The organism is Streptomyces sp. NPDC017202, from assembly GCF_044331705.1.
GTDB lineage: Bacteria > Actinomycetota > Actinomycetes > Streptomycetales > Streptomycetaceae > Streptomyces.
The window spans coordinates 46,855-66,317 of record NZ_JBIRNP010000004.1; the positions used below are offsets into that span (position 1 = coordinate 46,855).

General features: G+C 73.2%; 17 protein-coding genes and 1 pseudogene. 8 read left to right on the forward strand and 10 right to left on the reverse strand.

Translation table 11 applies throughout. From position 1 onward, the window contains the following. Positions 1–173 precede the first annotated feature (173 nt). The gene (locus tag ACH4N1_RS10260) at positions 174–851 is read right to left on the reverse strand and encodes a response regulator transcription factor (protein ID WP_366057401.1); all 678 of its coding nucleotides are present in this window, start codon (positions 849–851) and stop codon (positions 174–176) included. Positions 852–1,359: 508 nt separating this feature from the next. On the opposite strand from ACH4N1_RS10260, the gene ACH4N1_RS10265 reads away from it, so the two are divergent. Further along, the gene (locus ACH4N1_RS10265; RefSeq protein ID WP_398096047.1) at positions 1,360–2,856 is read left to right on the forward strand and encodes an oligopeptide:H+ symporter; all 1,497 of its coding nucleotides are present in this window, start codon (positions 1,360–1,362) and stop codon (positions 2,854–2,856) included. A gap of 153 nt (positions 2,857–3,009) precedes the next feature. Here ACH4N1_RS10265 and ACH4N1_RS10270 read toward each other — a convergent pair whose 3' ends face one another. Further along, positions 3,010–3,492 carry an ATP-binding protein gene (locus ACH4N1_RS10270; protein ID WP_363086520.1) on the reverse strand — a complete coding sequence of 161 codons (483 nt, stop codon included), beginning with the start codon at positions 3,490–3,492 and terminating at the stop codon, positions 3,010–3,012. Between the two features lie 343 nt (positions 3,493–3,835). After that, entirely contained in the window at positions 3,836–4,213 is a 378-nt protein-coding gene (locus ACH4N1_RS10275) for an STAS domain-containing protein (RefSeq protein WP_382794555.1), read from the reverse strand. A gap of 233 nt (positions 4,214–4,446) precedes the next feature. On the opposite strand from ACH4N1_RS10275, the gene ACH4N1_RS10280 reads away from it, so the two are divergent. Together ACH4N1_RS10280 and ACH4N1_RS10285 are read left to right on the forward strand one after the other, a co-directional pair. Continuing rightward, positions 4,447–5,364: an RNA polymerase sigma factor SigF gene (locus ACH4N1_RS10280; protein ID WP_398096049.1), complete on the forward strand. Its 918-nt coding sequence runs from the start codon at positions 4,447–4,449 to the stop codon at positions 5,362–5,364. A gap of 260 nt (positions 5,365–5,624) precedes the next feature. Then, positions 5,625–6,521: pseudogene (locus tag ACH4N1_RS10285) on the forward strand (DMT family transporter); the annotation flags it as partial. Between the two features lie 116 nt (positions 6,522–6,637). Here the strand turns inward: ACH4N1_RS10285 and hutI are convergent. The 4 genes from hutI to hutU all read right to left on the reverse strand — a co-directional run bounded on the left by hutI (position 6,638) and on the right by hutU (position 12,301). Further along, the gene (hutI, locus tag ACH4N1_RS10290) at positions 6,638–7,927 is read right to left on the reverse strand and encodes an imidazolonepropionase (RefSeq protein ID WP_398096051.1); all 1,290 of its coding nucleotides are present in this window, start codon (positions 7,925–7,927) and stop codon (positions 6,638–6,640) included. Next, positions 7,924–9,261, reverse strand: a complete 1,338-nt coding sequence (locus ACH4N1_RS10295) for a formimidoylglutamate deiminase (protein WP_398096052.1) — start codon at positions 9,259–9,261, stop codon at positions 7,924–7,926. The genes hutI and ACH4N1_RS10295 overlap by 4 nt, the downstream gene beginning before the upstream one ends. Next, positions 9,258–10,460 (reverse strand): allantoate amidohydrolase, encoded by a 1,203-nt coding sequence (locus ACH4N1_RS10300; RefSeq protein ID WP_398096054.1) that lies wholly within the window; start codon positions 10,458–10,460, stop codon positions 9,258–9,260. Before ACH4N1_RS10300 ends, ACH4N1_RS10295 begins: the two co-directional genes overlap by 4 nt. A gap of 122 nt (positions 10,461–10,582) precedes the next feature. Continuing rightward, on the reverse strand, positions 10,583–12,301 hold the full coding sequence (gene hutU, locus ACH4N1_RS10305) for a urocanate hydratase (protein ID WP_398096056.1): 1,719 nt from the start codon (positions 12,299–12,301) through the stop codon (positions 10,583–10,585). Between the two features lie 565 nt (positions 12,302–12,866). Here hutU and ACH4N1_RS10310 point away from each other — a divergent pair. The 4 genes from ACH4N1_RS10310 to ACH4N1_RS10325 are packed head-to-tail and all read left to right on the forward strand — an operon-like array spanning position 12,867 to position 14,985. Then, the gene (locus tag ACH4N1_RS10310; RefSeq protein ID WP_398096058.1) at positions 12,867–13,259 is read left to right on the forward strand and encodes a hypothetical protein; all 393 of its coding nucleotides are present in this window, start codon (positions 12,867–12,869) and stop codon (positions 13,257–13,259) included. After that, complete coding sequence (locus ACH4N1_RS10315) at positions 13,256–14,080, forward strand: transcriptional regulator (RefSeq protein WP_398096060.1); 825 nt, start codon at positions 13,256–13,258, stop codon at positions 14,078–14,080. The genes ACH4N1_RS10310 and ACH4N1_RS10315 overlap by 4 nt, the downstream gene beginning before the upstream one ends. A 34-nt stretch (positions 14,081–14,114) precedes the next feature. After that, positions 14,115–14,591, forward strand: a complete 477-nt coding sequence (locus ACH4N1_RS10320) for a roadblock/LC7 domain-containing protein (RefSeq protein WP_398096061.1) — start codon at positions 14,115–14,117, stop codon at positions 14,589–14,591. A 19-nt stretch (positions 14,592–14,610) separates the two neighbouring features. Next, positions 14,611–14,985 carry a hypothetical protein gene (locus tag ACH4N1_RS10325; protein WP_398096063.1) on the forward strand — a complete coding sequence of 125 codons (375 nt, stop codon included), beginning with the start codon at positions 14,611–14,613 and terminating at the stop codon, positions 14,983–14,985. Between the two features lie 69 nt (positions 14,986–15,054). Here the strand turns inward: ACH4N1_RS10325 and ACH4N1_RS10330 are convergent, their stop codons facing one another. Beyond that, positions 15,055–15,639, reverse strand: a complete 585-nt coding sequence (locus ACH4N1_RS10330; protein WP_398096064.1) for a hypothetical protein — start codon at positions 15,637–15,639, stop codon at positions 15,055–15,057. A 164-nt stretch (positions 15,640–15,803) separates the two neighbouring features. After that, positions 15,804–16,736: a MurR/RpiR family transcriptional regulator gene (locus ACH4N1_RS10335; RefSeq protein ID WP_398096066.1), complete on the reverse strand. Its 933-nt coding sequence runs from the start codon at positions 16,734–16,736 to the stop codon at positions 15,804–15,806. 270 nt (positions 16,737–17,006) lie between these two features. Between ACH4N1_RS10335 and ACH4N1_RS10340 the strand changes: the two genes are divergently transcribed. Next, positions 17,007–17,432, forward strand: coding sequence for a hypothetical protein (locus tag ACH4N1_RS10340; RefSeq protein WP_398096664.1), 426 nt, complete (start codon positions 17,007–17,009; stop codon positions 17,430–17,432). Between the two features lie 591 nt (positions 17,433–18,023). Here the strand turns inward: ACH4N1_RS10340 and ACH4N1_RS10345 are convergent. After that, complete coding sequence (locus ACH4N1_RS10345) at positions 18,024–19,412, reverse strand: cystathionine beta-synthase (protein ID WP_398096067.1); 1,389 nt, start codon at positions 19,410–19,412, stop codon at positions 18,024–18,026. Positions 19,413–19,463 lie beyond the last annotated feature (51 nt).

Here is a 19,463-nt window from a genome sequence, read left to right on the forward strand (position 1 = left end):
CACCCGGCTGCGCCACGGGGCGCGGCCGGCCCCGACGGCGGTGACCCGCGGCTGCCGCCGGCCGGCCCTCGGCGACCGCGGCCCTCCTCGACCGGGCCCCTGACCGGCCGGGCCGACGCCGGGTCATGCCCTTCACCGGCCGGCCGGCCGCCGGTCTGCTCTCCTCGAAGCGGCTAGCTCTTCTCGAAGCGGAAGCCCACGCCCCGCACCGTGGCGATGTAGCGGGGGTTCGCCGCGTCGTCCCCCAGCTTCTTCCGCAGCCACGAGATGTGCATGTCGAGGGTCTTGGTCGAGGACCACCAGGTGGTGTCCCAGACCTCCCGCATCAGCTGGTCGCGGGTGACCACCCGGCCGGCGTCGCGCACGAGGACCCGCAGGAGGTCGAACTCCTTCGCCGTGAGCTGGAGTTCCTCCTCGCCCATCCAGGCGCGGTGCGACTCGACGTCGATGCGGACCCCGTGCGTGGCGGGCGGCTGCTGGGGTTCGACGGAGCCGCGCCGGAGCAGGGCCCGGACGCGGGCGAGGAGTTCGGCGAGCCGGAACGGCTTGGTGACGTAGTCGTCGGCGCCCGCGTCCAGTCCGACGACGGTGTCGACCTCGTCGGCGCGCGCGGTGAGGATCAGGATGGGGATGGCGTGGCCGTCGGCGCGCAGCCGGCGGGCCACCTCCAGGCCGTCCATGCCGGGGAGCCCGAGGTCCAGCACGACCAGGTCGACGCCGCCCTGCATTCCGGCGTCGAGCGCGGAGGGGCCGTCCTCACGCACCTCGACCTCGTACCCTTCCCGGCGCAGGGCGCGGGCCAGCGGCTCCGAAATGGACGCGTCGTCCTCGGCGAGCAGTACACGGGTCATGAGGCGATGGTAGTCCGCGTGGGACTGGGCCAAGGGTGTGATGCCCGGCCCCGGCTCTTACTCGGGGACATGCCGGACAACCCGCCCGCAGTAGCCCGCCGCCCCTGGTACGGACCTGAGGTCGCGGGATGCCATCCTGGTATGGACCTTGGAAACCTCGCCCCGGTTCCTGCCTGGCCTGTGATATGCGCCTCAAGTCCTTCCATATCCGGTTCTGTCCTGCCGTATGGTGAAAGGACGCCTGTAGCACCACGGGGACCTTTGGCGCTCGACTTGACGCTGAGGGTCTCTTTTGTGTGCGGGCCGGCTCTCCGCCGGCCCTCGAAAGGAATGACCTGTGGCCGGGCCCCCACTCGCGGGGCGTGGATCCCGGTGGTCGCCGTCCGCCGTTCCGTGACCCGGAGCGGCTCCCCCGTGGGCGTGGGTGGACGGGCCGATCGAGCCGGTGCCGGCCGCCCCAACCGGGCGCGCACGCTCCACCGCGCGTCCCGACCAGCAAGGAACGACCATGGCGTCCAGCCTGACGAAGGACTCGGTCCGCCCGGGAACCCCCGGAACCGGGAAGACCTTCTTCGGCCACCCCCGCGGACTGGCCACTCTCTTCATGACCGAGATGTGGGAGAGGTTCTCCTACTACGGCATGAGGGCTCTCCTCCCGCTGTACCTGGTCGCGCCGGGCGGCCTGCACCTGAACGCGGGCACCGCGACCGCGATCTACTCCGTGTACGTGTCGCTGGTGTACCTGCTCGCCATGCCCGGCGGCTGGTTCGGCGACCGCGTCTGGGGGCCGCGCAGGACCGTCGCCGTCGCCGGTGCGGTCATCATGCTCGGCCACCTCACCCTGGCCCTGCCGTCCTCCGGGACCTTCTACGCCGGTCTGGGCCTGGTCGCGATCGGCTCCGGTCTGCTGAAGGCCAACATCTCCACGATGGTCGGCCACCTCTACGACGGTCCGGACGACCCGCGCCGTGACGGCGGCTTCACCGTCTTCTACATGGGCATCAACCTCGGTGCCTTCGCCGCCCCGCTGATCATCGGCACCATCGGCGAGAACGTGAACTGGCACTTCGGCTTCGCGCTCGCCGCGCTCGGCATGGCGCTGGGCCTGGCGCAGTTCCTGCTCGGCAGCCGCCACCTGGCCGACCGCTCCAGCCTCGTGCCGAAGCCGCTGTCCGCCGAGGAGAAGGCCCGCACGCTGCGCAAGGCCGCGATCTGGGCCGGCATCGCCGTCGTGGCGTACGCGGTCGTCGGCTTCTCCGGCCACTACACGCTGAACTGGATCCTGGTCCCGCTGACCCTGCTCGGTGTGATCATCCCGGTGATGGTGCTGGTCAACATCAAGCGGGACAGGGAGCTCGACCGCCCCGAGCAGTCGAAGATGTCCGCGTACATCTGGTTCTTCGTGGCCGCGGCCGTGTTCTGGATGATCTACGACCAGGGCGGCTCGACCCTGTCGATCTTCGCCGACTCCTCCGCCGACAACACCGTCCTCGGCTGGGAGTTCCCGGTCTCCTGGTACCAGTCGGTCAACCCGGTCCTGATCATGGCCCTGGCCCCGGTCTTCGCCTGGTTCTGGCTCGCGCTGAACAAGCGCGGCAAGGAGCCGAGCACGATCGTGAAGTTCGCCTCGGGCCTGGTCCTGGTCGGCGCGTCCTTCTTCCTCTTCCTCGCCCCGCTGTCGATCGCCGAGGGCGGTCACAAGGCGGCCGCGATGTGGCTGGTGGCGATCTACTTCGTGCAGACCGTCGGTGAGCTGCTGCTCTCCCCGGTCGGCCTGTCGGTCACCACGAAGATGGCGCCGGCGAAGTACGCCTCGCAGATGATGGGCGTCTGGTTCCTGGCCGTCACCGCCGGTGACGCCACCACCGGTCTGCTCTCCATCGCCGGCGTCGACCTGAACAGGACGGGCATCGTCGCGATGGAGGCCGCGCTCGCGGTGGTCGCCGGTGTCGCGGTGTGGATGTACCGCAAGCGCGTCAAGGAACTCATGGGCGACGTCCGCTGACGTCCCCTCCCCCACGCCCTCACGGTTCCCGCGGGGCCGCCACGACTCCGGTCGCGGCGGCCCCGCGCGCGTTCGGCGGGTCCGCCGGCCTGTCGGAGTGCGGGTGGGGGTCGTACCGGGGGTCTCGGGGGCGAGGACTCCCGGCGCCGTGGCTCAGGCCGGGGCGCCCAGTTCCGCCCAGACCGTCTTGCCCGCGGCGCCCGGGGTCCGTACGACCCCCCAGTCCAGGCAGAGGCGCTGCACGATGAACATGCCGTGGCCACCGGGGCGGCCGGCGCGGTGGGGGTTGCGGGGGGCGGGCTGGCCGCTGCCGCGGTCGGAGACCTCGACGCGGATCACCTTGTTGTCGCAGCCGATCTGGAGCCGGTCGGGCCCCTCGGCGTGCAGGCAGGCGTTGGTCACCAGCTCGGAGACGACGAGGAGCACGTCCTCGGCGGCGGCCCGCTGGTCGGCGCCTCCGGCGGGCAGCCAGCCCCACGCGTACAACGCCTGACGGGCGAAGTCGCGGGCGAGCGGGACGACACCGCTCTCGCCGTCGAAGCTCAGCGTGCGGACCTGACGACCCGACGACGCTCCGGAAGCGCCGCTGGGCTCCGGGCCGCGGTCGCCCGGCGAGTAAGGCCGGGTGGTGCTCATCAGCGCTTCACCTCACCGATTCACCAGTTCAGGGTTCACTTCAGCGTTCAGTTCGTGCCGCGGTTCGTCGTTCGCACGACGGGGGATCCCCAGGGGGCACGACACCCCGGCGGTGCCGGAATCCCCGTACACGTTCAGCGGCCACTGCACGGTCGGTCTGCGCATCCCGCCCTCTCCTCGTGCTGTGCCACCGACATGTTCAGGTGTCTCCTGCCCGACACGACCGGCAGAACACCCCTCGTTCGCCCACAGGTGACCGGCCCGTCCGCCCCCGGTCGTCCGTGGCGCGCGGGAGTCCCGGTCGCGCCCGGCCGCCGTACGGGCCGACGGGCGGGCCCCGGAGTCAGCGGTCGCCGTCCGCGAGGGCCGCCTCGACCGTGTCGTGCACGGTGAAGACGGCGTCCGCGCCGGTGATCTCGAACACCCGGGCCACCACGGGCAGCATGCCCGTCAGGTGCACCGCGCCGCCCGCGGCCTCGGCCTTCAGGCGGGCGCCGAGCAGGACGTTGAGCCCCGTGGAGTCGCAGAACTCCAGCCGGGAGCAGTCCACGACCAGCCGGCTCAGCCCCTTGGCGAGGCACTCGTCGAGTGGCTCGCGCAACAGATCGGCCGTGTGGTGATCCAGCTCACCGGCGGGGGTCACGACGGCACTGGTGCCCTCTTCCCGCACTTCCACCATGAGCCGGCCAGACTGTGCGCTGCCGACCGTCCCGCGGTCCATGCCGTGTCTCTCCCGAGGTCGTGACTGCTGCTGACGCCCTCGAACACTACGCCTTCGATCCGCACTCCAACAGCCGAACAATCACCCACAAACGGACACAACCCAACAAACCGCACTTGCGATCGGCTGAGTAAAGCGGGTAGGGCTAGAGGAACACACCCGACACGGCCGGCTTTGGAGGCGCCGCACACCGTAGTGCACGCACTGGCTTCGGCAGCCATATGCCGAGAACGATGGAGGACATCATGTCATCCCGGCTCGACGCTCCGCATACCCACAGGGCGACGTCGACACCCCCTCCGGAACACCTGAATCCCATCGAGCGGAGCGGCGATCCCCGAGACGCCCTCGCAGGACTCCCGGAGATCCCGCCGTACGACCAGGTCGGACCGGTCGACGCGCGGGCCCTGTCCAAGACCCTCTTCGAGCGACTGGAGTCGCTGGAGGAAGGCACGTACGAATACTCGTACGTGCGCAACACCCTCGTCGAACTGAACCTCGCCCTGGTCAAGTTCGCGGCCTCCCGCTTCCGCTCCCGCAGCGAGCCCATGGAGGACATCATCCAGGTCGGCACGATCGGCCTGATCAAGGCGATCGACCGCTTCGAGCTGAGCCGTGGTGTGGAGTTCCCCACCTTCGCGATGCCAACCATCGTGGGCGAGATCAAGCGGTTCTTCCGTGACACGTCCTGGTCCGTGCGCGTCCCGCGCCGGCTCCAGGAGCTGCGGATCGACCTGGCCAAGGCCGGCGACGAACTCGCCCAGCAGCTCGACCGCGCCCCCACCGTGGCAGAGCTGGCGGAGCGCCTCGGCATCCCCGGCGAGGAGGTCGTCGAGGGCATGGCCGCCTCGAACGCGTACACCGCCGCCTCGCTGGACGCCCAGCCGGAGGAGGACGACGCGGAGAGCGCCCTCGCCGACCGCATCGGCTACGAGGACCACGGACTCGAGGGCATCGAGTACGTCGAGTCGCTGAAGCCGCTGATCGCCGGACTCGCGCCCCGCGACCGGAAGATCCTCTCGCTGCGCTTCGTCGCCGGGATGACCCAGTCGGAGATCGGCGAGGAACTCGGCATCTCGCAGATGCACGTCTCGCGGCTGCTGTCGCGCACGCTGGTGCGGCTGCGCAAGGGCCTGACGCTGGAGGAGTGAGCGCGCCTCCCCGGTGGGACCGGGGCCGGCCGGAGACCAGTGCGGTCCGCGCCCGGGTGAGCGGTCGGATGCCGCCACCCGGGCGCGGCCTTGCCGTGCGGGGCCGTACGCGCGCGGGGGCGTCGCGGCGGGTGTCCTCGTCGTGGAAACCCACTGGGTGGAAACCCACTGGCCGGACTCCCCGCGACGACTACGCTGGCCCCGCCCCATGACCAGCGGCGCTGCTGGGTCGGCCACGTCGTCCGCTCGTGAGGAACCCCATGCCCGACTCCCCCGCCGTCCCGGCCCGCCTCGGCCGCCTCGTTGACGTTCCCGTGCTGCTGGTCGCCGTGGTGTGGGGGTCCAGTTACCTCGCCGCGAAGGGCGTCACCACCGCCGACACCGTGCCGGCCGTGCTCGTGCTGCGGTTCGCCGTGGTGCTCCCGGTGCTGGTGGCCGTCGGCCGGCGGCCACTGCGCGCGCTGAGCGGCGCGCAGTGGCGGGGGGCCGGGCTGCTCGGGCTGGTCCTCGCGGGAATCTTCCTGCTGGAGACGTACGGGGTGGTGCACACCTCGGCCACGAACGCGGGGCTGATCATCAGCCTGACCATGGTGTTCACGCCGCTCGCGGAGAGCCGGGTGCGCGGGGTGCGGCTGCCGGGGGCGTTCCTGGCGGCGGCGGGCGTGTCGGTGCTGGGGGTGGCGCTGCTGACGCAGGGCGCCGGGTTCACCGCTCCGTCCGGGGGCGATCTGCTGATGCTGGGGGCGGCGGTCGCCCGTACCGTGCACGTGCTGGCGATGGCGCGGATGGAGTCCGTGCGGGGGGCGGACGCGCTGTCCCTGACCACGGTCCAACTGGGCGGGGCGGTCGCCGTGTTCGCGGTGCTGGTGGCGATGCCGGGGACGGGCGCCTCGCCGTGGGCCGCCGCTGCCGGCTTCGACGCCGGGGACTGGGCCGGCCTGGTCTACCTCTCCGTGTTCTGCACGCTGTTCGCGTTCTTCGTGCAGATGTGGGCCGTCCGCCGTACGTCGCCGTCCCGGGTCAGCCTGCTGCTGGGGACCGAGCCGGTGTGGGCGGCGGCCGTGGGCATCGCGCTCGCCGGGGACCGGCCGGGGTGGCCGGGGTTCGCGGGCGCGGTGCTGGTCCTCGCCGGTACGGCGTGGGGGCGGTCGGTGGCGGACCGGGGACGCACGGTCGCGGGCGAGGGGAGCGAAACCGTGAGCGAGGGGCGCGGGGCCGCGGGCGAGGAGCGCGGAGCCGCAGAGGAGGGGCGCGGGGCCGCGGGCGAGCCCTCTCAGGCCACCCGCACGCCCCGTCGCCACACCTGCGAGACGAGGGGCACACCGGGGCGGTAGGCCAGGTGGACGTGGCTGGGGGCGTCCAGGAGGACCAGGTCGGCGCGGGCGCCGGGGGTCAGGCGGCCCACGTCCGTGCGGCGCAGGGCCGCGGCGCCGCCTGCCGTGGCCGACCAGAGGGCCTCGTCGGGGGTCATCCGCATGTCGCGCACGGCGAGCGCGACGCAGAACGGGACCGAGGACGTGAAGGACGAGCCCGGGTTGCAGTCCGTGGAGAGGGCCACGGTGACGCCGGCGTCCAGCAGGCGGCGGGCGTCCGGCCACGCGGCCCGGGTGGAGAACTCGGCGCCGGGCAGCAGCGTGGCGACCGTCGCGCTGTTCGCGAGGGCGTCCACGTCGGCGTCGGTGAGGTGGGTGCAGTGGTCCGCGCTGGCCGCGTCCAGTTCGACCGCCAGCTGCACGCCGGGGCCGTGGGAGAGCTGGTTGGCGTGGACGCGGGGGTGCAGGCCCCTGGCCCGGCCGGCGGTGAGGATCGCGCGGGCCTGGTCGCCGTCGAAGGCGCCCTGCTCGCAGAAGACGTCGATCCAGCGGGCGTGCGGGGCGCAGGCGTCGAGCATCTCGCCGGTGACGAGGGCGACGTAGGCGGCGGGGTCGTCGGCGAGGTCCGGGGGGACGATGTGGGCGCCCAGGTAGGTGACCTCGTCGGTGTGGGCGGCGGCGACGCGCAGGGCGCGGGCCTCGTCGGCGACGGTCAGGCCGTAGCCGGACTTCGTCTCGAAGGTCGTCGTGCCCTGGCGCAGGGCCTCGGCGAGGTAGCGGGTGAGGTTGCGTTCGAGGTCGGCGTCGCTCGCCGCCCGCGTGGCCGCGACGGTCGTGCGGATGCCGCCCGCGCTGTACGGCCGCCCCGACATCCGGGCGTTGAACTCCTCGGTCCGGTCGCCTGCGAAGAGGAGGTGCGAGTGGGAGTCGACGAAGCCGGGGACGACCGCCCGGCCGCCGGCGTCGACCCGGTTGTCAGTGGCGGGTGCTTTGCTTCGTTCACCGGTCCACACGACGCGGTCGCCCTCGATGGCGACGGCCGCGTCCTGGATCAGTCCGAGGGGGGAGAAGTCACCCAGGGAGGGGTCGTTGGTGACCAGGGCCGCGATGTTGGTGATGAGCGTGCTGGCGGTGCTCGCGGAGTGGGCGGGGCTGACGGTCGTCGCGTTGCTCATGGCGTCCTTGCTGGCCTGGTCGGCGGTGGGGTCGGGGGCGGGGGCCGGCCGCCCGGGCGGGCGGGCGGCGGTCATCCGCGCAGGGCTGCGACGGCGTCCGCGAGGGCTTTCGGCACGTCCGGTACGAGGCGGTGGACCCCGTCCCGCACGACGTGCCGACCGGCCACGACCGTGTGCGACACGTCCGCTGCCGACGCGGCGAATACGGCCGTCTCGGCCCCGAGCCGCGGAAGCGGCCCTGCCGTCCTGACCGAGTCGAGCGCGATCGTCGTGAAGTCGGCGGGCGCGCCGGGCTCCAGGGCGCCCGCGTCGTCCCGGCCGAGGGCCGCGTGGCCGTCGCCCGAGGCCGCCCGCAGGAGGGCCGCCGCCGTCCAGTGGCCTCGGGTACGGGTGCGCAGGCGCTCGTTCAGCTCCATGGCGCGCGCCTCTTCGAGCAGGTCGATCACGGCGTGGCTGTCGGAGCCGAGGGAGAGCGGGGAGCCCTCGTTCTGAAGGGCGGCGGCGGGTCCGATGCCGTCCGCGAGGTCCCGCTCGGTCGTCGGGCACATGCAGGTTCCGGTGCCGCTGCCGCCGATGAGGGAGATGTCCCCGGCGGTGAGGTGGGTGTTGTGGACGCCGGTGGTGCGTGGTCCGAGGACGCCGTGCAGGGCGAGGAGCTGCGTCGGGGTGCAGCCGTGGACCTCCGCACAGGCGTCGTTCTCGGCGGTCTGCTCGGACAGGTGCACGTGCAGCGGGGCCCGCCGCTCCTCGGCCCACCGGGCCACGGTCGCCAACTGGTCGGCGGGCACGGCCCGTACGGAGTGGATCGCGGCCCCGATCCGTGCGTGATCCCGTTCCTTGAGAAGTGAACAGCGTTCGGCCCACGCGTCCGCGTCGCCGTCGGAGAAGCGGAGCTGGTGGGCGGTGGGGGGCTGTCCGAAGCCGGCGGAGAGGTAGGCGGTGTCGAGGAGGGTGATGCGGATGCCGGCGTCGGCGGCGGCCTCGATCAGGGCCTCGCCCATCGCGTTGGGGTCGGCGTAGGGGGTGCCGCCGGGCGCGTGGTGCACGTAGTGGAACTCGCCGACGGCCGTGATGCCGGCCAGCGCCATCTCGGCGTACACCGCGCGGGCCAGCCGGTGGTAGGTCTCCGGGGTCAGCCGGTCGGCGACGGAGTACATGACCTCGCGCCAGGTCCAGAAGGTCCCGGAACCGACCTGGACGGTGCCGCGCAGGGCGCGGTGGAAGGCGTGGCTGTGGGCGTTCGCGAGGCCGGGGAGGGTGAGGCCGCGCAGGATCTCGGCGCCGGGCGGCGGGGCGGGGACATCCGTGCGGACGGCGGCGACGCGGCCGTCGCCGACGTCGAGGGCGACGCCCGGGGCGACGCGGTCGCCGAGCCAGGCGTGCTCCAGCCAGTAGGTCTTCGGTGTCACCGGCAGGCCAGCCCTTCCAGTACGTCGGCGAGCGCGGTCACCCCGGCCACGCAGTCGTCCTCGGCCGCGGACTCGGCCGGGGAGTGCGAGACGCCCGTGGGGTTGCGCACGAACAGCATGGCGGTCGGGATGCTCCCGGAGAGGATTCCGGCGTCGTGTCCGGCGCCCGTGCCGAGGACGGGGACCTTCAGGTCGGCGTCCTTGCCGAGGAGGCGGACCAGTTCGTCGCGCAGCGCGTGGTCGAACTCGACGACGGGCGTGAAGGACTCGCGGACGACGTCCAGGTCGACGCCGTGCGCCCGCGCGTACGCGCGGGCCGCCTCCTCGACGCCGCCGACCACCTGGTCGAGGCTCTCCTGGTCGGCGGCGCGGGAGTCGAGCCAGCCGCGCACCAGGGAGGGGACGGCGTTGACGCCGTTCGGCTCGACGGAGATCTTGCCGAAGGTGGCGACGGCACCCGCGAGCCGGGCCTCGCGGCGGGCCGCGAGCACGGTCTCGGCGTACGGCAGCATCGGGTCGCGGCGGTCCGTCAGCCGGGTGGTGCCGGCGTGGTTGGCCTCGCCCCGGAAGTCGAACCGCCAGCGGCCGTGCGGCCAGATGGCGCTGGCGATGCCGACCCGGTCGCCGCTGAGGTCGAGGGCGCGGCCCTGCTCGACGTGGAGTTCGACGAAGGCGCCGATCCGGGCGAGCCGCTCGGGATCCGGTCCGATGGCGTCGGGGTCGTACCCGGCGGCCTCCATGGCGCGCGGGAGGGTGATGCCGTCGCCGTCGGTCAGCCGGTGGGCCTGCTCGGCCGTGAGGTGTCCGGCGGTGAGCCGGGAGCCGACACAGGCGAGTCCGAAGCGGGCGCCCTCCTCGTCGCCGAAGTTGACGAGGGCGAGGGGCTTGGCGAAGCGCGCTCCCCGGCGGCGCAGTTCGTCGAGGGCGGCGAAGGCCGAGACGACGCCGAGGGGGCCGTCGAAGGCGCCGCCGTCGGGCACCGAGTCGAGGTGGGACCCGGTGACGACGGCGTCCCCGGCGGCGGGGTCGCCGAGCCAGGCCCACTGGTTGCCGTTGCGGTCGACCTCGTGGGCCAGCCCCCGTGCCTCGGCCTGCTCCTCGAACCAGGCCCGGCAGTCGGCGTCGGCGGCCGTCCAGGCGTAGCGGCGGTAGCCGCCGGACTCCGGGTGCCGTCCGATCGGGCGCAGGTCACTCCACATCCGGTGGAAGGACTCGCCTGCCGGCCTCGGGTCCGGCCCCGGCACCGGACCCGGACCCGTGCCCGGAAACGGGTCTTCGGCCCCGGCCGCGCGGTCGCCGCCCGGTGCGTCTCCTGTGCGGGTCACGCGTCGTCACCCTCGCGCATGGGCACCCGTACGCCCCGTTCGTCGGCGACCGACTCGGCGATGTCGTATCCGGCGTCGACGTGCCGGATGACGCCCATGCCGGGGTCGTTGGTCAGCACGCGCCGGATCTTCTCGCCGCCCAGTTTGGTGCCGTCGGCCACCGTCACCTGGCCGGCGTGCAGGGAGCGGCCCATGCCGACGCCGCCGCCGTGGTGGATCGACACCCAGGAGGCGCCCGAGGCCACGTTGACCATCGCGTTCAGCAGCGGCCAGTCGGCGATCGCGTCGGAGCCGTCGAGCATGGCCTCCGTCTCGCGGTAGGGCGAGGCGACGGAACCGCAGTCGAGGTGGTCCCGCCCGATGGCCAGCGGCGCGGCCAGCTCACCGGCGGCGACCATGTCGTTGAACCGCTCGCCGGCCTTGTCGCGCTCGCCGTAGCCGAGCCAGCAGATGCGGGCGGGCAGGCCCTGGAAGTGGACGCGTTCGCCGGCCAGCTTGATCCAGCGGGCGAGGGACTCGTTCTCGGGGAAGAGGTCCAGCATCGCCCTGTCGGTCCTGGCGATGTCGGCGGGGTCGCCGGACAGGGCTGCCCAGCGGAAGGGGCCCTTGCCCTCGCAGAACAGCGGGCGGATGTAGGCGGGGACGAAGCCGGGGAAGGCGAACGCCCGGTCGTATCCAGCCAGTCGGGCCTCGCCGCGGATGGAGTTGCCGTAGTCGAAGACCTCGGCGCCGGCGTCCAGGAAGCCGACCATCGCCTCGACGTGCCGGGCCATCGACTCGCGGGCCCGGGTGGTGAAGCCGGCCGGGTCCTTCGCGGCGGCGTCGGCCATGTCCTCGAAGGCGATGCCGGTGGGCAGGTAGGCCAGCGGGTCGTGGGCCGAGGTCTGGTCGGTGACGATGTCGATGGGGGCGCCCATCGCGAGGAGCCGCGGGACCAGGTCGGCGGCGTTGCCGAGGACACCGATGGAGAGGGGCTTGCGCTGGTCGCGGGCCTCGACGGCCAGCTGGAGGGCGTGCTCCAGGCTGTCGGCCCGGACGTCCAGGTAGCGGTGCTCGATGCGGCGGTCGATGGCACGGGGGTCGCAGTCGACGCAGATCGCCACGCCGTCGTTCATGGTGACGGCGAGCGGCTGGGCGCCGCCCATGCCGCCGAGGCCGGCGGTCAGGGTGATGGTGCCCGCGAGGGTGCCTCCGAACTGCTTGGCGGCGACGGCGGCGAAGGTCTCGTAGGTGCCCTGGAGGATGCCCTGGGTGCCGATGTAGATCCAGGAGCCAGCCGTCATCTGGCCGTACATGGTCAGCCCCAGCTGCTCGAGCCGGCGGAACTCCTCCCAGTTGGCCCAGTCGCCGACCAGGTTGGAGTTGGCGATCAGGACGCGCGGGGCCCATTCGTGGGTCTGCATGACGCCGACCGGGCGGCCGGACTGGACGAGCATGGTCTCGTCCTGCTTCAGCGTGCGCAGGGTGCGCACCATCGCGTCGAAGGAGCGCCAGTCACGGGCCGCCTTGCCGGTGCCGCCGTAGACGACGAGTTTGTCGGGGTGCTCGGCGACCTCGGGGTCGAGGTTGTTCTGGAGCATCCGCAGCGCGGCCTCCTGCTGCCATCCCAGGGCGCTCAGTTCCGTACCGCGCGGCGCTCGGACACCACCGGGGGGCGGCCCGTAGGGCCTCGTCTGAGGGTGGTGGTGGGAGGCGGGCGGGCGGGGTCCTGACATGGTCTGCCTCCTGGAGGGTGGGGGATCCCGACGCATTGTTGCAGTGACTATTCACATCCTGACTTGATGAATAGGCCTAGTCAATACGCCGGGAGCGCGGGGCGGGCGGCGAACGAGGCGGGACAGGCGCGGGGCGGGGGCGGGGGGCCGGAAGCGGGCGCCGAAGGAACGCGGGGCCCCGGAGCGGAGAAACGGCTCCGGTGGAGATCTCGGGCGCGTCACCCGTGGGCGCCGGCACGTCGGCGAAGCAGCGGCCGGAGGCCGAGGACCGGCGGGGACCGGGAGGCGGCCGGCGGCGGGGACCGGCGGCCGACGGCCGGGACCCCGGCGCGACCGGGGGGCGGGGCGACCGACCGTCCCCGCACCACCCGCCCCTCCGCCCGCGCGCCCTTGACACGCGCCCGGCGACACGGTGTTGAACTGTGCGGAAAAGGAGGTCAGTCGACCCACCCTAGTCACCGCCGAGCATGTTCCGCTGGAAAATGCCAGAAGACTCACTCATGTCGCACACGTTGCGTAGCTTCTTCCTCACTCAGCCGAACCGCAGGCAGGAGGGGAGCCAACGGTGCCCGGAATCGACGAGTGTCTACTGGAGGCCATGCGGCTGCCCGGAGCCCGGGGAGCCGCACTGGTCGACTGGACCAGCGGGCTGGCCCTCGGCACGGTCGGGGAGTTCCCGGGCGGTGACCACGAGGCCGCGGCCGCCGAGGCCGCGGAGGTCGCGCGGCTCACGGCGGAACAGCGGGCGTTCACGCCCGACGACGCCGGGGAGCAAGCCGACCCTCCGGTCGAGGACCTGATCATCAGCAACCGGGACAGCTACCACGTCCTGCGGTTCGTTCCCACGTCCTTCGACAGCAGCGTGTTCCTGCACGTGTGGCTGGCCCGGTCGGACGGCAATCTCGCGCTGGCCCGGATCCGGCTGGGCGAGATGGCCGGACGGCTGGTGCTGGGATGACCGTCGTGGAAACCACCCCGCCGCCCCGGCTGCCCCTGCGGGACAGAGTGGCCGGCCGGCAGTACGCGAGCGGCGCGGTCTCGCCGATGCTGACCCGGCTGGCCGCCGAACGGGCCACCGGCGTCCTGGAGCGCGAGCGCGGGGCGATCTACCTGGCCGAGGGCCGGGTGGTGCACGCCGAGAGCCCCTTCGCCCCGGGCCTCGACGTGCTCCTCCTGACCCACGGCACGCTGGAGCCCCGCGTCTGGTGGGAGGCGGTGGAGCGGGCCGACGAGACGCGCGGCGCCGCCCGGCTGCTGCTCGACGCCGGCCGGATCGGGCGGAGCGCGCTGGAGCTGTGCCACCTGGGGGCCCTGTACGACGCCGCGTACTTCGCGCTCGCGCCGAGCAGTTCCCCGGGCCGTTTCCGGTACGGAGCCGGTCACTGGTTCGGCGCGCTGCGGCCGGTCCCGGTCGACGCGGTGGAGCGGGAGACGCTGCGCCGCCGCGAGCTGCTGCACCGCCTGTGGCCCGATCCGCTGCCGGACAGCGCGCCGCTGCTGCGGGCCGACCCGGCCGCCGCCCCGCCGCCGTCCGCCCGGCAGCGCGCGGTGCTGGCGCTGGTGGACGGTGTGCGCACGGCGTCGGAGATCGCCGGGGAGCTGGGCCGGCGGGCGTTCCCCACCCTCGTGGACGTCCGGCGGCTGGCGGCGGCGGGGCTGGTGACCGCCCGGTTCCCGCCCCCCGTCCCGCAACCGCCGCCGGCCCTCTTCCTGCCCCACGTCGACGACCCCGACATCACCTTGCTGAAGAGGCTCAGGGATGCGCTGGAGGCCCTTTGAACGGCAGCGACCGCGTGCCGAGAGGAGCGAGCTGATGGCGGCGGGACCCGAGATGCTCGCCGAGCTGCGGCGGCTGCGGACGCGGGTGCCCCAGCTGACCGGGGCGCTCGTGGCCGGTGTGGACGGCCTCGTCCTCGCCCACGACACGCCCGGCGTGGAGGCGGAGGGGGTGGCCGCGCTCACCGCGACCGCCCTGGCCGTCGCCGTGCGGCTGGCGGACACCACCGGCCAGGGCGACTTCCGCGAGCTGCTCGTGCGCGGCGTGTACGGCTACGTGGCGACGTACGCGGCCGGGGAGAACGCCGTGCTGACGGTGCTCGCGCAGGACCGCGTCAACGTCGGCCGGCTGCATCTGGAGAGCCGCCGCTCCGGCGCCCGCGTCGGCGAACTCGTCGACGCCGCCGAGCGGGCGCGCGCCCCCGCCCCGGCCGCGCCGGCCGTCACCCGGACCAGGAGCGCCCGCGCCTCCCGTCCCACGACCACCGAGCCCCGTACCACCACCGAAAGTTGAGAGGAACCGAGGAACCGTCATGGCCAACACCGAAACCACGCTCAAGGAATGTCTCGCCGTCATCGAGGGCGCCACCGGCGTCGCGCTCGTCGACTACACCAGCGGCATGGCCCTGGGCACGCTGGGCGGCAGCAAGAGCTTCGACCTGAACGTCGCCGCCGCGGGCAACACCGACGTGGTGCGCGCCAAGATGCGCACCATGGAACACCTGGGGCTGAAGGCCCAGATCGAGGACATCCTGATCACGCTGTCCGACCAGTACCACCTGATCCGTCTGATCAGCGGGCGCGGCGGCAACGGCCTCTTCCTCTACCTGGTCCTGGACGGCAAGCGGGCCAACCTGGCGATGGCCCGCCACCAGTTGAAGCGGATCGAGGAGGACCTGGAGGTCTGACCCGCCGGGCCTCCACCGGCCGCGGAAGCCGCGCCGCACGAGCCGCCCGGACCACCCGTACCACCCGGGCTACACGAGTGCCGCGGTGCGGCGGCGCGCTCCACCGGGGGCCGCGTCGCCCGCCGCGATGCCCGTGCTGCGGTAGGACCCGACCGCCTTGCCGACCGGCCGGCCGCCGTCCGCGGCGAGCCAGTCGACGCGCACCCACAACAGTGCGTCCTCGGCCCGCTCCAGCCTCCCGAGCCAGGCGGCCTTGAGCCGCAGCCCCGCGCCGCACCCGGCGAGCAGCAGACCGCCCGCGGCCGGCACGGCGAACGCGCCGCCCAGCGCGGCGACGAAGGCCGACAGCAGCCACCAGCGGTGACCGCGGCGCCAGTTGCGCACGGTCACCCCGCGGTCCTGGAGCACATCGTGCTTGCCCGCCCGGACGGCGGCGCGGGCGAGCGCGGTGTACCGCTTGCGCCGCACCAGCGGGACCACGGCCGCCGCCACGATGAACAGCACGGCCCCCGCCATCACCCCGATCCGCCGCCCCGTGATCCCGGGCGGCAGTACGCCGACACCGGCCGCGAGCACTCCGCCCCACCACAGGGGCGCGGCCCCGGCCCGTACGACGACGGCCACCCGAGCCAGTCCCTGACCTCCACGTGCCATGTTCCGCCTCCTCGTAGCCCGGACGCATCAGGACGCGTCACATCCCGTTCCGATGACGCATCACATCCCGTTCCGATCGGGCAGATTAGCGAGCGAACGTGAGATGTCCATGAGAAGCGCGCGAGAAGGGGCGGCAGGGTCCCGCGACGGGCGGGACGGCGGGCTCACTCCACGAACAGGCCCCGTGCCGCCGCCCTGGCGTCGAACTCCTCCAACCGGGCCTGGGCGTCCGGCAGGTCGTCGCACATGGCTTCCAGCAGCACGCGCCCGAGCAGCATCGGGGCGCACGCGGTGTCGAAGGCGAGGCCGGTGCCGACGGCGGCCGGCAGCAGCAGGTCGGAGACCTTGGCGACGGGCGCGAACGCGGAGTCGGCGACCGTCACCACGGTCAGCCCGGCCTCCCTGGCGTAGGCGAGGGTGTCGACGACCTCGCGCGGATGGCGGGGCAGCGCGAAGCACAGCAGCGCGGAGGCGCCCGCGCGGACGGCCGCGTCGACCCGGTCGTGGATCATCGTGCCGCCCTCGTGCAGCAGCCGGACGTCGGGGTGGACCTTGGCGGCGAAGTAGGCGAAGCCGTACGCCTGGGAGGCGGCGGCCCGCAGTCCGAGCACCGGCAGCGGCCGGGAGGCCGCGAGCAGCCGTCCCGCCTTCCGCACCGGCCGCGGGTCGGCGAGCGCCTCGGCGAGATGCCGCAGGTTCTCGATCTCGGCCTCGACGGCCTGCTGGTACTCGTTGTACGACGCCGAGTCCGCGCTCTGTTGCTCGGCGGGCGCGACCTCCCGCAGGTGCCGGCGCAGCGCCGGGTAGCCGTCGAAGCCGAGGGCGACCGCGAAGCGGGTGACGGAGGGCTGGCTGACCCCGGCGAGTTCGGCCAGCTCGACGCTGGACAGGAAGGGCACGTCGGCGGCACGGCGCACCATGCTGTGCGCGATGCGCCGCTGGGTGGGCGTCAGCCGGTGCCCCTCGAAGAGGGCCTGGAGCCGGTTGGCCGGACTGTCGGCGGCCCTGGAGCCGGCGCCGTCCGCCGCACCCGCACCCGCACCCGCACCCGCACCGGGCGTGTCCCCGTCCGCTCCCGTGTCCCTGTCCGCGCTCATGCCTCGTTCCCCCTCCGGGCGTCCGCCCGCCGAGCTATTCACCGGTCAGTAACTCTGCATGACGTCATACAGCCGGGCAAGGCGAGCGGGGCGGCACCGGTCGCCGTCGGCCGGCGGGCGGGTGCCCGGACGCCGGCCCGCCGACGGTCCGGACGGTCCGCCCGGATGCCGGACCGTCGGCGGGCCCCCCTACCGACACGGGGGCTAACCCCAGTGCCCGCGCCGCGACCGCTGCCTACCGTGGATCCCATGACCGGACGGGAGACCACCATGGACGCGCGGGACACCGAGCTGAAGAAGGAACTCGACGCCACCCTGCAGGCCCGCAGGGAGCTGGGCGAGGAGTACGAGTCCGCGCTGGTGGACTCGTTCCTGGAGAAGGTCGACCAGCGCATCGACGGCGCGGTCGAGCGCCGGGTGCGCCGGCAGTTCGCGGAGCAGCAGATGGTGTCGGCCCGGGGCGGCCGCCCGTCCGGGGCGACCGACTCCTGGGGCGAGCGCTTCGGCTTCGGGATCGTCTCGCTGGTGCTGGCGATCCCGCTGTCCGGGATCGGCGCGGGCGCGGCCGGCCTGCCGGGCCTGATCGTGTCCTGGGTCGGCATCGTCGGCGTCAACGTCGTCCAGGCGGCCCGGACCAACCCGGGCCTGTTCGGCCGGCGGCGCGGATCCTCGCAGAACGGCGACTGGGAGGGCTGACGGCCGGCGGCACGGACGCGGATCCGGCCCCCGGAGGCCGGCCGGGCACGCCCGGCGGCGTCCGGGGGCAGCGGGGTCCGCGCGGACCCGAGGTCGACGAGGAGCGGTCCGGGGCGCCGGGAAGAGGTGCGCGCGAGGGAAGAGGTGTGCGCGGGGGAAGAGGTGTGCGCGGGGGAAGAGGTGTGCGCGGGGGAAAAGGTGTGCGCGGGGACCGCCGCACCCCCTTACGGGGGGCGGGACGACGGCGGTCCCCGCGAGGGACGCGGGCCGGGTCAGGCCAGACCTACGCGTCCGTGGCGTCGGTGGAGGTCCGGGAGCCGCTCCGGAGGTCCGTGACGCCGTTCTGTCGCCGGTGGGGCGGGGAGCCTCCCCCAGTGCTCAACGCCTGGGAGGTACCCCCACCGCTCCTGCCGACACCCACGAATATGCCGGACGCGTGTTAAGCGTGTGCTGCGCGGACGTGACGCCCGCGTACCACTTCCGCGAAGTCCGCTCCGAATTCCACCTTTTCGGTGGGGAAACGGAAGTCCGACGCCGCCGGGGGCGGTTCACCGCAGGTTTCCCCGGTGTTCCGCCCCCGCGCGCCGGAAACTACTTCCCGCCCCGGGCGAGGAAGGTCAGCAGGTCCTGCCGGCTGACGACACCGGTCGGCTTGCCCTCGACGAGCACGATCGCCGCGTCCGCGGTGCCCAGGACGGACATCAGGTCGCCGACCGGCTCACCGGAGCCGACCTGCGGCAGCGGGGCGGACATGTGCTTCTCCAGCGGGTCCTCCAGCGAGGCCCGCTTGCTGAACAGGGCGTCCAGCAGCTCGCGCTCGACGACGGAGCCGACCACCTCGGCGGCCATCACGTCGGGGTGGCCGGCGCCCGGCTTGACGACCGGCATCTGCGAGACGCCGTACTCGCGCAGCACCTCGATGGCCTGGCCGACGGTCTCCTCCGGGTGCATGTGGACGAGGGAGGGCATGGCGCCGTGCTGCTTGTCCTCCAGGACGTCGGCGACGCGGGCGCTGGGGCCCTCGTCCTCCAGGAAGCCGTAGTCGGCCATCCATTCGTCGTTGAAGATCTTGCTGAGGTAGCCGCGGCCGCTGTCGGGCAGCAGTACGACGACGACGTCGTCGGGGCCGAGCCGCTCGGCGACCCGCAGGGCGGCCACGACGGCCATGCCGCAGGAGCCGCCGACGAGCAGCCCCTCCTCCTTCGCCAGCCGCCGGGTCATCTGGAAGGAGTCCTTGTCGGACACGGCGACGATCTCGTCGGCGACGGTCCGGTCGTAGGCGGTCGGCCAGAAGTCCTCGCCGACACCCTCGACGAGGTACGGCCGTCCGGAGCCGCCCGAGTACACGGACCCCTCGGGGTCGGCGCCGACGACCTGGACGCGGCCGTCGCTGGCGTCCTTGAGGTAGCGGCCGGTCCCGGAGATGGTGCCGCCCGTGCCCACACCCGCGACGAAGTGGGTGATCCGCCCCTCCGTCTGCTCCCACAGCTCGGGGCCGGTCGAGTGGTAGTGGGAGAGCGGGTTGTTGGGGTTGGAGTACTGGTCGGGCTTCCACGCGCCGGGCGTCTCACGGACCAGCCGGTCGGAGACGTTGTAGTAGGAGTCCGGGTGCTCGGGGTCCACGGCGGTCGGGCAGACGACGACCTCGGCGCCGTACGCCCGCAGCACGTTGATCTTGTCGGTGCTCACCTTGTCGGGGCACACGAAGATGCACTTGTACCCCTTCTGCTGCGCCACGATGGCCAGGCCCACACCGGTGTTTCCGCTGGTCGGCTCGACGATCGTGCCGCCGGGCTTGAGCGCGCCGCTCTCCTCCGCCGCCTCGATCATGCGCAGGGCGATGCGGTCCTTCACGGAACCGCCCGGGTTGAAGTACTCCACCTTGGCCAGGACGGTCGCCCGGATGCCCTTGGTCACGCTGTTGAGCTTCACCAGCGGGGTGTTGCCGACGAGGCTGATCATCGAGTCGTGGAATTGCACCGTTGTCTCCGGTTGCTTGCAAAACAGTGGTCGTAGTGGTCACGCCAGCCT